At 60.5% G+C, this 12,772-nt stretch carries 12 protein-coding genes; 3 read left to right on the forward strand and 9 right to left on the reverse strand.

Annotation, left to right across the window (positions count from 1 at the left end):
- Positions 1-18: 18 nt before the first annotated feature.
- The 8 genes from NANH_RS0117075 to NANH_RS0117110 all read right to left on the reverse strand — a co-directional run bounded on the left by NANH_RS0117075 (position 19) and on the right by NANH_RS0117110 (position 6,935).
- Positions 19-1,032: a P1 family peptidase gene (locus tag NANH_RS0117075; protein WP_027263142.1), complete on the reverse strand. Its 1,014-nt coding sequence runs from the start codon at positions 1,030-1,032 to the stop codon at positions 19-21.
- Positions 1,029-1,775 carry an SDR family oxidoreductase gene (locus NANH_RS0117080; RefSeq protein WP_027263143.1) on the reverse strand — a complete coding sequence of 249 codons (747 nt, stop codon included), beginning with the start codon at positions 1,773-1,775 and terminating at the stop codon, positions 1,029-1,031. Before NANH_RS0117080 ends, NANH_RS0117075 begins: the two co-directional genes overlap by 4 nt.
- A gap of 57 nt (positions 1,776-1,832) precedes the next feature.
- Positions 1,833-2,252 carry an alternative ribosome rescue aminoacyl-tRNA hydrolase ArfB gene (gene arfB, locus NANH_RS0117085; RefSeq protein WP_027263144.1) on the reverse strand — a complete coding sequence of 140 codons (420 nt, stop codon included), beginning with the start codon at positions 2,250-2,252 and terminating at the stop codon, positions 1,833-1,835.
- A gap of 270 nt (positions 2,253-2,522) precedes the next feature.
- Positions 2,523-3,152: a queuosine precursor transporter gene (locus NANH_RS0117090; RefSeq protein WP_027263145.1), complete on the reverse strand. Its 630-nt coding sequence runs from the start codon at positions 3,150-3,152 to the stop codon at positions 2,523-2,525.
- A gap of 63 nt (positions 3,153-3,215) precedes the next feature.
- Positions 3,216-4,127, reverse strand: a complete 912-nt coding sequence (locus NANH_RS0117095; RefSeq protein ID WP_027263146.1) for an esterase-like activity of phytase family protein — start codon at positions 4,125-4,127, stop codon at positions 3,216-3,218.
- Complete coding sequence (gene mepA, locus NANH_RS0117100) at positions 4,100-4,978, reverse strand: penicillin-insensitive murein endopeptidase (protein WP_027263147.1); 879 nt, start codon at positions 4,976-4,978, stop codon at positions 4,100-4,102. Before mepA ends, NANH_RS0117095 begins: the two co-directional genes overlap by 28 nt.
- A complete protein-coding gene (locus tag NANH_RS0117105) occupies positions 4,975-6,342 on the reverse strand; it encodes an MFS transporter (protein WP_027263148.1) in 1,368 nt (455 codons plus the stop codon). The genes mepA and NANH_RS0117105 overlap by 4 nt, the downstream gene beginning before the upstream one ends.
- Before the next feature lie 44 nt (positions 6,343-6,386).
- Positions 6,387-6,935, reverse strand: a complete 549-nt coding sequence (locus NANH_RS0117110) for an acyl-CoA thioesterase (RefSeq protein WP_027263149.1) — start codon at positions 6,933-6,935, stop codon at positions 6,387-6,389.
- Positions 6,936-7,060: 125 nt separating this feature from the next.
- Between NANH_RS0117110 and NANH_RS0117115 the strand changes: the two genes are divergently transcribed.
- From NANH_RS0117115 to yaaA, 3 genes are all read left to right on the forward strand, one after another.
- Positions 7,061-7,348 (forward strand): YggT family protein, encoded by a 288-nt coding sequence (locus tag NANH_RS0117115; RefSeq protein WP_027263150.1) that lies wholly within the window; start codon positions 7,061-7,063, stop codon positions 7,346-7,348.
- A gap of 77 nt (positions 7,349-7,425) precedes the next feature.
- Positions 7,426-9,465: a DNA helicase RecQ gene (gene recQ / locus NANH_RS0117120; RefSeq protein ID WP_027263151.1), complete on the forward strand. Its 2,040-nt coding sequence runs from the start codon at positions 7,426-7,428 to the stop codon at positions 9,463-9,465.
- 33 nt (positions 9,466-9,498) lie between these two features.
- Positions 9,499-10,269: a peroxide stress protein YaaA gene (gene yaaA / locus NANH_RS0117125; RefSeq protein ID WP_027263152.1), complete on the forward strand. Its 771-nt coding sequence runs from the start codon at positions 9,499-9,501 to the stop codon at positions 10,267-10,269.
- Positions 10,270-10,290: 21 nt separating this feature from the next.
- Here yaaA and NANH_RS0117130 read toward each other — a convergent pair whose 3' ends face one another.
- Positions 10,291-12,747: a response regulator gene (locus NANH_RS0117130; protein ID WP_027263153.1), complete on the reverse strand. Its 2,457-nt coding sequence runs from the start codon at positions 12,745-12,747 to the stop codon at positions 10,291-10,293.
- Positions 12,748-12,772: the final 25 nt, after the last annotated feature.

Here is a 12,772-nt window from a genome sequence, read left to right on the forward strand (position 1 = left end):
CGCCGCGTAGCTAGTCGTTCAGCCCCTGGCTGGCAAGATGCCGTCTGACCAGCAGGGCAACAGATCGCCAGGCATGGGCCGGGCATGGAAAATCGCGCGCGCCACGGCCCGCGCGATGCAGATCGAGGCCGCATGACCGATTTCGCGCAGATCGGCTTCGGGCGTGCGCATCTGTCGGTCGTCCGTAGAAACCGCGAAAATCAGATCGCCGTCGTTGGGCAGATGCGATGGCAGGATCGCGCGGGCGAGCCCATCATGTGCGACCGTGGCGATGCGCTTGGCCTGCGCCTTGGTCACCCGGGCATCCGTCGCCACAATGCCGACAGCAGTGTTGGCAAATTGCTCAAACGCAGCAAGTTTGCGGCTTTCGATGACACGGCCCAACCCGGCACGCGGGTCCGGACCCAGACCACCGAATTCATCGCCCACTTCGAACGGCGCGGCCCAGAAATGCCGCCCGCCCGGTGTGGTCACGCTGCCCACCGGATTGGCGGCAATCAGCGCACCCACGGTGATGCCGCTGTCCAGCACCAGCGAGGCCGACCCCAGCCCGCCTTTTTCCATCCCTGTCAGCGCGCCAGTACCGGCCCCGGCCGATCCAATCTCAAAGTCGGCGGTGGCGTTGTCAAGCGCGGCCCGGCCCAAGGCCGGATACGGGTTTTCCGCCCAGTCCTTGGTGCCGCCGTTCAGAAGGTCAAAAATGATTGCCGCAGGCACCAGCGGAATCCGCAGGTTGTGCAGGGCAAACCCACGCCCCTGGTCACGCAGGCCCGCAACCACGCCCGAAGCGGCGTCCAGACCATAGGTCGACCCGCCCGACAACACGATGGCATCGACCTGGGCCACGGATTTGTCCGGCTCCAACAGGTCGGTTTCGCGGGTGCCCGGCGCACCGCCCATGACGCAATAGGATGCGGTCAGGGCCTGCTGGCCCAGCAGGACCGTGCTGCCGGATTTCAGCGCTGCGTTCTGTGCGTTGCCAACCAGCAGGCCGGGAACATCGGTGATCAGGTTGCGAGGGCCGGGGATCATATGCATCGGCCGCCATCAACTTCCATGGCGACTCCGGTGATCATGCTGGCTTCGTCCGAGCACAGGAAACAGGCAGCGTTGCCCATGTCTTCGGGCTGGCTGAACCGGCCTAGCGGAATGGTCGACAGAAACTTGGCACGAATTTCCGGTGTGTCTTCGCCCATGAAGGATTTCAGCAAAGGCGTTTCCCCCGCGACCGGGTTCAGGGCATTGACCCGTACGCCCGCTGGGGCCAGTTCAACGGCCATGGTGCGCGTTGCGGTAATCATCCACCCCTTGGAGGCATTGTACCAGTTCAGATTGGGGCGTGGAGAGACCCCCGCAGTCGAGGCGACATTCAGAATCGCGCCGCTGCGGCGCGATTTCATATGCGGTACCAACGCGCGCGCGGTCAGGTAGACCGATTTCATGTTGACCCGGAACACCCGGTCGAAATCGTCCTCGCTGACGTCTTCCATCGGTGTCGGCATATGGGTGACGCCGGCGTTGTTGATCAGGATATCCAGGTGACCGAATACCCCCAGCGCGGCCTGTGCCATCGTCTGTACCGATGCCCCATCGCCCACATCCACGGACTGTGCACAAGCGGCATCGCCGATTTCAGAGGCCATGGCAGCGGCTGCATCGCCATTGATGTCGGCGATCATCACCCGCGCGCCCTCGGCCACGAACTTGCGCACGATCCCGGCACCAAACCCCGATGCCCCGCCGGTGACGATGGCTGTTTTTCCGCTCAGTCGCATGTGCACTCCCCGCATGGTTTGGCCGCAAGTTAGATCAGCCCGATGGAGTTCACAATGTCAGTCGTCGGTGACCGAACCGCGTAGCGCCTTGACCTCGCCGCGCACCTTCTTGGCCTGCAGGCGGCGGCGAATAGAGCCTTTGGTGGGTTTGGTGGCGATGCGCCGTTTCGGGGTGGTCAGGGACCGGCGGATCAACTCGATCAGCCGGTCGCGGGCAATGTCGCGATTGCGGGCCTGGCTGCGGGTTTCGTCGCATTGGATCACCAGCGCACCATCCTTGGTCCAGCGTCGCCCGGACAGGCGTTTCAACCGGGTCTTGACCGGGGCAGGCAGCGAAGGCGAGCGTTCCGCCTCGAACCGCAATTCGACGGCGCTGGACACCTTGTTGACGTTTTGCCCGCCCGGCCCCGAGGCGCGCACGAAGCTTTCGGTCAGCTCCCAGTCATGGATCGCAATATCATCGGTTACATGCAGCATGGGGTGTTGTTACATGGTTCGCAACGCAACAAAAAGGGCCGCTCGATTACTCGGGCAGCCCTTTCGAAAGTCATTCGGAGGCAGGGTCGGATCGACCTGTGCCAGATCGCCTTGGGCGGGATCCCCGCCAAGGGTTGCCTTACCGGGCATCCCCCCAAGCTGTTCCGACTCCTTGCTCCAATACCTTTCTTGACACTGGATCACCTCCTTTACTGCTGTTGAAGTTGCATTCAGGTTGGCATGCCTTTTTCGAATCGCCAAGAAAAATCGTCACAGCCGGATCGACGTAGAGTCCAAACGCTGAACAATCAGGCGGAAAGGGATCAGGGCCAGCAAGGCCAGAGACAGTTTGACCATCCAATCCGCCAGCGCCAGCGAGACCCACAACGGAACGATCGGACCCAGACCGAGCAGGGGCAGGGCTTCGTTGGCCCACCCAATGTCGTTGGCCGGTTCCAGCCATGCAAATTGGGCGGAAAAGGCGACAGAAAAGAACAGGACCGTATCGACTGATGACCCAATCAGGGTCGACGCCAGTGGCGCTTGCCACCAGCGGCGGCGACGCAAGGCGGCAAAAATACTGACGTCCAGCATTTGTGCGGTCAGAAAGGCCAGACCGGATCCCAGAGCGATGCGAAAGGTGACAAGCGGGCCAAATTCGCCGTGGATCTGCGTACCGATCAACGAACAGAACACGCCCACGAGAAACCCGATGAACACCACGGTGCGGGCCGGACCGGCACCGTAGACGCGGTTCATCAGGTCGGTGACTAGAAAAGCCAGCGGATAAGTAAAGGCCCCCCAGGTCAGCCATTGGCCGAACAGGAACTGGACCAGGATGTTCGAGGCCACGACGATGGCGGCCATGGCAAGGATGCCGGGAAGATGTGCGCGTGTCATTTTGATGCCCGTTTTTGCAAGGTTGCGGCGACTTGGCCCACCAAACTGGCAGGCGACCCGCTGCTAACGGCTGGTGGAGAAATAGGCAAGCCCATCCGTCAGGGCATATTCCACCAGTTCGGTGCGCTGCAAGAAAAAGAAATTGTCATCCGCGATCATGGTCAGGCGCAGCTGGCCGCGGCCATCGCGCCACGCGGCGATTCCTTCCAGATTGTCGTGGGTGCCGGTGTCGGTCTGCAACTCGCAGCGTTCATCCTGAACTGCGGTTTCCGTCAGCCGCCAACTGCGCACACGCGAGCGAAAGCCAAACAGGTTGAAGCCGCGTTCCAGCAGATAGAACCGTCCATCGGGTCCGAAATCGGCACCTACCGGCAGGAACCGCCCATCTGTGCCCAGAACATAAGGCTGAGACCACCTGCCGTTCTGCCAGCGGAACAGGGGAATTTCGCCCTGGTCAGTGCGATGTTTCTCGGGGACAGCAAACAATTGCCCGCTGGAATCGATTGCCAAGGCTTCGAAACCGCCGTTGAAGGGCAGATCTCGAAACGCAGTTGGGCGGTGCAGGCCCCGCGACGGTTCGGACGGTGTGCGATACTGCGACACCCGGTGGATGCGCTCGAACGAAATGAACAGGCTGCCATCAGCCGCAATCGCCAGCCCTTCAGAATCGACCGTGCTGCCAATCAGGGGTTTGCCGTTCTGTGCGCGCAACCTAAACCAGCGGCCCGGCGTGACAGAGGTGATCCGGTTATCCTGACGATGGAGTTCTGCAGTCACCACGCGCGCGCGGTCGGTAATGGCCACCATCTGGCGCCCGTCGTCGGACAGTTCCAAACCCGATACTCCGCCAAACCAGTCTTGCGGCAGATCCCATGCATAATCCCCCAGAAACACCGCCCGCTGACAATTGGCAGAGGCGGAGCACCCGGCAAGCATCAGGGCGGCGATCAGTCCGCGCGCAGGACTGCTGCGCATTGCTGGGGCAGATCGGCCAGAACATAGTCGCGGCGGGATTTTGGTTTTGGCTTGGGGGCGTTCGGATCGGCCTTTTTCGGCGGCGGCGGTTTCAGGATATTGTTGACCCATTGTTGCGCCTGGGCACAGCCGTCGCCACGCGGAGGCGGATCCTGATCGATACAGCCGCGCATGCCGCGCGGGCAGGCCAGCCGCACATGGAAATGGTAGTTGTGGCTGGGCCATGGGCGGATCTTGCGCAGCCACTTGCGATTGCCGCGCGCCTCGCTGCACAGCTGAACCTTGATGCTGGGGCTGACAAAGATGCGCGCCACCTTGCGGTCCGACGCGGCGGCCCTGAGGATCTCGTAATGCGCGCTGCTCCAGTTCTGTGTCATATAGGCCCCGTTCTTGGTGGCTACGGCGATCGAAGAGATCTTTTCACGATGTTGTCGGGACAGGCGCAGGTTGTTGGCTGGTCGCATCCATATATCGATATCCAGCCCGATCTGGTGGCTGCGGTGTCCGGACAGCATGGGGCCGCCGCGCGGCTGGCTGATGTCACCGATATACAATCCGCTCCAACCCGGTTGTTTTGCTGCAACCCGGCTGAGATCCCGGATGAACTCGATGGTTTGCGGCTGCCCCCAGTTGCGGTTGCGCGACAGTCGCATGGCTTGCCAGGTGGGGCCGGTCTCGGGCAATTGCACGGCTCCGGCCTGGCAGCCTTTGGAGTAGCTGCCGTAGGGGGCAGGGGATTGTCTGCTGGCAGACTTTTCGGCACCGAAAAGCTGTTTGGCCAGTGGCGCCGCCGACAGCGGCATGGCCAGCACGACCCCTAACAGGGCGGTGATGAGGCGCACAAAGGTCATTGGGTCTGATCTCCTTCTGCTTTTACCCAGATCAACAGGATAAGGCCGGTGACAAACAATGCGATCACCGGCGAGATGCCCAGGCGGGCACTGCCTGTCCAGGCGGTGAACAGCCCGATCAAGGCCGGAGCCATAAAGGCCGTGGCCCGCCCGGACAGGCCGTAGAGGCCAAAACTCTCGGTTGGGGCGTCGGGATGGGAATGGCGGACCATCAGGCTGCGGCTGGAGGCCTGCAGAATGCCGCCGAACCCGCCTATCAACACGCCGCAGACAAAAAACACCGCATCCGGCAATGTCGAACCCTGTGCCAGAGCAATGCCAAAGATCTGGTCGCGCGACATGCTGACGATGGTCAGGCAGACCAGAATCAGAACCCAGATCGAAAAGATGATGACCGGCTTTGGCCCCCATTTTTTGTCAAGCCCTCCGCCGATCCAGCAGAATACCGCCGAGGACAGCACCGCCAGGATGCCAAAGATCCCGATCAGGGTGATTTCCCAGCCCAACACCAGTTTCGCATAGACCCCGCCAAAACCGTACAGGCCATTAAGGGCGTCGCGATAAAACATCGACGACCCAAGATAGGCTGACAGACTGATCCGGTGACGCAGGCTGCGCAGCAGTTTGCCCAACATCGCAAAGGCTTCGCGGGCGGTGCCGGTGGGCCGGTTGCGCGGCCTGTCCCGCATCCACATGAAATAAGGGATCATGAAAACTGCGTACCAGATGGCGCAGAAGGGGCCGACAAATCGGGTTCCTTCTTTCTGGCTGGCATCCAGGCCAAAGGCCGGGTCCAGCCCGATCAGGGTCTTGCCGTTGGTCTGTTCAACGAACAACAACAGCATGATGGCCAGCGCCATCAGTCCACCGGTATAGCCAAAAGCAAAACCCGAGCCGGATATCTTGCCGACCTCCTCGGGAGGTCCAAGATCGGGCAATTGCGAATTGATGAAAATCAGTGCGTATTCCGCGCCGATAAAGCCGAACCCGAACGCAATCAATCCGAACCACATGCCCGTGCCGTCGGGCAGGGTCCACCATAACGCACCGGCCCCCACCACATACATCATCGAAAACAAAGCGATCCAGGGGATGCGCTTGCCGGTCGTATCCGCCAGCGCACCCAGGACAGGCGCGCCGAACCCGATCAACAGCCCGGTGACGGTCAGACACAGCGACCAAAGGCCTTGTGCCCTGGCTCCTGCGGCCTGTCCGTCCAACCCGTGTGTGGCATAGTATTCGGCCGCCATCCCGGCGAAATAGGGTCCAAATACAAAGGTCACCAGCAAGGTGTGATAGGGCTGGCTGGCCCAGTCGAAAAAGAACCAGCCCCAGATACGCTTGCGCGCCGAAATCGCTGCCATGCCTGCTCCGCCTTTTGATCGGCATAAGACAGGGCTTTGGGCGATCAATCAAGCGCGTCCTGCATCGGCGGCCAGGGACGGTGTGCATCCGCCGCACACCAGGCTCGGATCCATACCGGCATTTCGGGCGAGGATGTGTCTGCCTGTCCCATCGCGGCCAGCACCCGGGCGGGTGGCACGATGCCATTCCGGTCCGTCACTGCGGCGCGGAACAGGACATGGCTGGCGCAGTCGCCGTCCCTCTTCCACATCGATTGTTCCAGATACAGGAATCGATCGTCCCAACAGACTGTCCGGCTGCGCATCTCGAACCGTTCGAACCCCCGGATGCGACGCCGAAACCGCACGGTGCTGCCTGCCATTGTCATGCCCCAACGGTGCCTGACAATCACCCGGACCAACCCGACGCGCTGAGCGTTTACGCTGCGCCCCAGATCGTACAGTGTCATCGCCCTGCCGTTGTTCAGTTCAAGCCAAAGATCCAGATCCCAGGGCCAACAGATGTGGCGGGACACATGGGTGCCATCCAGCGGCAATGGCGGAAGACGGCGCGCGAACAGCATATCCTTGAACAGGCGGACAACTGGAAACATGGTATTCTCCTTGTGATGCCTTTTCTTTGGCTCGGCACGACGGGCCGTCAACTGCAACCCTGCGGCACACTTGCTCTTTTGCCGTGGTGCCCTTAGGTGATCCTCAAACAAATTGAGGATGCTTCATGCAGTCGCTGTTTCAAATCCTGATGCTGATCCTGGACGTGGTATGGTTTTTCATTATCGCGCATGTGATCATGAGCTGGCTGATCAATTTCCAGGTGCTGAACCTGCACCAACCCCTTGTGGCCCAGATCTGGAGCATGTTGCAGCGTATTCTTGAGCCGTTGTATGGCCCGGTTCGCCGTCTTTTGCCGCCGATGCAAGGGCTGGATCTGGCGCCCTTGGTGGTGTTGCTGGGTATTTTCGCTTTGCGGATCATTCTGGTGAACAATGCCGCGGCATTCTATTGACGGGCCTTGTTCAACGAATCCGGGTGTGAAACTGTACGCGCAACGAGCAGACAGACAATAAACACGAGGCCACAGGCATGCTGGACGCTGTCCCGCTCTTGCGCGACGTATTCGGGTTCGACGCTTTTAGGCCCGGCCAATCCGAGATCGTTCAAGCGGTAGCCGACGGCGAGAACGTCCTTGCCATCATGCCGACCGGCGGTGGAAAATCTCTGTGCTTTCAGCTGCCGGCGCTTATGCGTGACGGGGTGACGGTTGTCATTTCTCCACTGATTGCGCTGATGCGCGATCAGGTCCGCGCCTTGCAAGAGGCCGGTGTTTGCGCCGGTGCCCTGACGTCCGGCAATACGCCCGAAGAAACCGATGCTGTATTCGAGGCATTGGAACGCGGCGAGCTGAAATTGCTTTACATGGCACCCGAACGTCTTGCGGCGGGGTCGGCCGAAGGTCTGTTGCGCCGTGCGGGGGTCAGTCTGATCGCGGTGGACGAGGCCCATTGCGTCAGCCAGTGGGGTCATGATTTCCGCCCCGACTATCTGCGTATAGGAGCATTGCGCAAGACATTGGGCGTGCCATTGGCCGCATTCACCGCCACAGCAGACGCCGAAACCCAGGACGAAATCGTGCAAAAGCTGTTTGACGGTGCCGCGCCGCGCCGCTTTCTGCACGGGTTCGATCGGCCCAACATCCATCTCGCCTTTGGCGCCAAGGACGGCCCGCGCCGGCAGATCCTGGACTTTGCCGCAGCCCGGCGGGGCCAATCGGGCATCGTCTATTGCGGCACGCGTGCAAAAACCGAATCGCTGGCACGGGCGCTGAACGACGCGGACCACAGCGCCTGTTATTATCATGGCGGCATGCAGGCCGAAGATCGACGCCTGGTCGAAACCCGCTTTGCCCGCGAGGACGGGCTTATCGTTGTGGCGACAGTGGCCTTTGGCATGGGGATCGACAAGCCGGACATCCGCTGGGTCGCTCATGCGGACCTGCCCAAAAGCATCGAATCCTACTATCAGGAAATTGGTCGCGCCGGTCGCGATGGCGCTCCGGCGGAAACCCTGACCTTGTTCGGCCCCGAGGACATCCGATTGCGCCGCAGCCAGATCGACGAAGGGCTGGCTCCACCCGCCCGCCGCACCGCGGATCACGCCCGGCTGAATGCGCTGCTGGGTCTGGCCGAGGCGCTGGCCTGCCGCCGTCAGGTGCTGCTGCGCTATTTTGGCGAAGACTCCGGGCCATGCGGCAATTGCGATCTTTGCGATACCCCCCCCGAGGTGTTTGACGCCACAACGGCGGTGCGCAAGGCACTGTCGGCGATTTTGCGCACCGAGGAATGGTTCGGCTCCGGGCATCTGATCGACATCTTGACAGGGGCGGACACTGACAAGATCCGCGCCCGCCAGCACGATCAATTGCCCACTTACGGCTGCGGCAAGGAATACGATAAACGTCAGTGGCAGGCGGTGTTCCGGCAGATGATGGGGCATGATCTGGTGCGCCCGGACCCAGAGCGGCACGGAGCTCTGCGCATGACTGAAGCCGCGCGTCCTATCCTGCGTGGCGAGGCCGAAATCAGCCTGCGCCGCGACACGATACGCAAGGCCAATCGCCATCCTGCGGTCAAATCTCTGGTCTCGGACGAAGACGCACCTTTGTTGTCTGCGCTCAAGGCCAAGCGCCGCGCACTTGCCGAATCCGCCCGCGTACCAGCCTATGTCATCTTTACCGACCGCACGCTCATCGAAATGGCGGAGACCCGGCCCGCCACGCTGGACGCGATGGCCCGGATCAGCGGCGTTGGCGCCAAGAAACTGGACCGCTACGGCGATATGTTCCTGGCGGTGATCACTGGTGCCACCGAGGCGGTGCACCCGGCGCGGCGCAAACTTGCAGGGCGGTCAGCGGGGTCGCTGTATGACCGGTTACTGGCGGTCCAGGCCGATCTTACACGCGGCACCCAAGGGATAGACAAACCGCTCAGCTGTTCGGCTGCGCAACTGGCCAAGGTTGCTGCGATGCAGCCGGGAGACGCAGATGGGATCCTGCGGCTTTTGGGGGACCGCCGCGCCGAACGGTTTGGCGCGGCCTTTCTGGACGTTCTGCGCAGCTCAGATTAGATCAGTCGATAGAAAACAAAACTGGGAGCGGCCATGTTGGTTGTAATTTCTCCGGCCAAGCGGTTGGACTGGGCGGAACGAGATATCGTGACAACCGAACCGGCGTTCCTGCCGGATGCCAACCGGCTTGCCAAAACCGCGCGAAACCTGACCCTGGGAGATCTGCAGAAACTGATGGACATCAGCCCGGATCTGGCTCGGTTAAATCGTGCTAGATTTCAGGCGTTTGCCACCTCGCCAGAGACGGATGTGACCCGCCCGGCGGCGCTGGCATTTGCCGGGGACACGTATCAGGGGCTTGAAGCCGCTTCGCTGGATGCCGCTGAACTGGCGTGGGCGCAAGAGCATCTGCGCATCCTGTCCGGCCTCTATGGTCTGTTGCGGCCACTGGATGCGATTCAGGCCTATCGGCTGGAAATGGGAAGTCGGCTGAAAACCCGACGTGGAAAGTCGCTGTACGACTATTGGCGCGACAGCCTGTCCAAGGCGCTGAACACACAGGCCCAACGGGTCGGGACCGATGTTCTGGTCAACTGCGCCAGCCAGGAGTATTTCGGTGCCGTGGTGCCCAAAGCGCTGAAGATGCGAGTGATCACGCCGTCCTTCATGGAGGACAAGGGGGATGCGCCAAAGATTATCAGTTTCTTTGCCAAGAAAGCCCGCGGGGCGATGGCGCGATTCATCATTCAGAACCGTTTGTGCGACCCGGCAGCCCTGTCCGATTTTGACAGCGGAGGGTATGAGTTCAGGCCAGATCTTTCCGCGCCGGACAATCCGGTTTTTGTCCGACCCTACCAAGGCTAAAGCGGTAGCGCGTCGGCATATCTAGGGTTCGGTGTCCGGCAGAACGGGCTGCGTTTCACACGGACGATGAGATGCAATCCTTTGCTGTATTGCGGCCTTGCGCAGTGGTTTGGTCATATAGTGATCCAAACCGTTTGACAGGATTTCGTCAGAGTCCCCGTCGATGGCATGGGCGGTCAGGGCCACGATCGGCACATGCCCGCCGCAGGCTCGCTCGAGCTTTCGAATTTCCCGCGTGGCCTCTTTGCCGTCCATCCTTGGCATTGAGATATCCATAAAGATCATGTCAGGCCGAAACTCGGAAAACGCCGCCACGGCCTCTATGCCGTTTTTGACGAATTTTAATTCGATGTTCATTTCCTTGACCATCTTTCGCAACACCAATTGGTTGGTCATATTGTCTTCGGCGGCGAGCACCCTCATCAGCCTTTGCTTGGTGTCCGCATCCGGCTTGCGGTCAGTGTCGGCCTTCGGTTCGGGGCTAGCGGGATCTGAATCGTTGACGGCCCTTGGTTTGCTGCAGTGTTCCGCGGGCGCGTCGCGTGTCGGAGCCACAGGGTTTGTCTCGCGACCAATATGCAGACGCCGGGCATGCCGGAACGTCACCGGGCCGGGCCCGGGCGGACTGGGCGCATCCGCATCGGAAGCAATTTCCGCTTTGGGGACGCTGGTGGCCTCGGCCAGCGATATGGCGGCGGGTCGAGCATTTGCCGAGATGGCGGGCGGCTCGGCCTCGGTGCGATTGTCGGGTGCATCGTCGAGCCGGGCCAGACGAGCCAACAGTTCATGGCGGGGATAGGGTTTTTGCAAGACCCCCTGAACATGCTGGAACGCGGGATCGTTCTGGGCAAAGCTGGCGCTGTTGCTCAATAGAAGAAAGGGCACCTCGGGCCAGGCACCTTGGCGCAATGCCTCGGCCAGTTCCAGCCCATCCATGTCGGGCATGTTGTGATCGCCGAGTACCAGATCAATCTCAGCATTCATGCAGTCCAGCGCGCTTGACCCGGAAGCACAGCTTGTGACGGTGATCCCCAGTTGGGTCAATTGTTTTTCAAGGATGGCCCGATTGGTCGCCTGATCATCGACCACCATTACGTGCCGCAGATTGTTCGACAACAAGGGTGGTGCAGGCTGTTCGCCGCTGGCGAGGTCCAGGGTCATCTTGAAGCCAAAGCATGAACCCTTGCCTTCTTCGCTTTCGACCCAGACGCCCCCGCCCATCATTTCAATGAGCCGTCTGGTGATCGCCAAGCCCAGGCCAGTGCCTTCGAATTGACGATTCTGCTCGTCCTCGACCTGGTTGAATTCACCAAAGATGTGATCGACCTTGTCCTTGGGAATGCCGATGCCGGTGTCCTCGACCGTGACATGAATTTCACTGGCTGTGTCGTTGCTGGTCGGTATGCCGGTGATCCTGATAATCACGTGTCCTTCTAGCGTGAACTTTAGGGCATTCCCGACGATATTCGTCAGCACCTGACGAATGCGACCCGGATCGCCAACGAAACGGGTTGGCAGGAACAGATCATAGTCCAGCAGCAGGGCCAGTTCTTTGTCGCGCGCGATCGGTTGCAACAACATCACCACCTCGTGCACACAGCGTTCGAGGTCGAATTCCTCAGGGTGCAGGACCAGCTTGTCCGCTTCGATCTTGGAGTAATCCAGAACGTCGTTGATGATCACCAACAATGCTTCGCCAGAGCTTTTGATGGTGTTCACATAGAGCCTTTGTTCCTCGTCCAGCGGGGTATCGGCCAACAGATCGGCCATGCCGACGACGCCATTCATCGGCGTGCGGATTTCGTGACTCATATTTGCCAGGAACGAGGATTTCGCCCGGTTGGCGGTTTCGGCTTTCATGCGCGCGTTTTTGAGTTTGGCTTCGTATTCGACGGTTGAAGTTATGTTCTGACCCAGGCTGACCATATCGCCATCATGCCCGCGTTGATCTATCAGCTTGATATACTGGTCGTTCCACAGACGCATCACGATCGGTTGCGGGCTGACTTGCAGCCAGCGCTCTGCCATCATGGCACGCCATTCATCCGGCGCCATGGCTTCGGTGTTGATGATGCCTTCGTCCGTCAGGATCTGTAGGATCCGCACATAACTGATACCCGGCGCAACCTCTTCCAGCTGATCGAAAATGCTGAAATAGGCGGCATTGGCCCCCAGCAGAATGCTGTCTGAATCAAAAACCGCAAACCCGTCGCTGATGGTCTGAATCGAGTGCCACAGGCGGCGTTCGGCGATTTCGATTTTCTCATGGGCGACGCCAAGTTCGGATTTGACCTTCTTGTTCTCGTCCCGAACGGTTGCAACTTCGGCCTGCGTTTCGCCGATCTGTCTGGTCAGGGCCAGGGCATGGCGCCCGAGTTTGCGATTTGCGGCCGTCAGTTCGGCCTGTTTAAGTTCCAGCAAACGTTCAGCCGCGAGACGCGACCGCCTTTCCTCGGCAAGTTTGTTGGCAAGGCTCATACTTGCAGGCTCCGCAGTTGTGGTG

Origin of the sequence: Sedimentitalea nanhaiensis DSM 24252 (assembly GCF_000473225.1) — a bacterium.
Taxonomy (GTDB): domain Bacteria; phylum Pseudomonadota; class Alphaproteobacteria; order Rhodobacterales; family Rhodobacteraceae; genus Sedimentitalea; species Sedimentitalea nanhaiensis.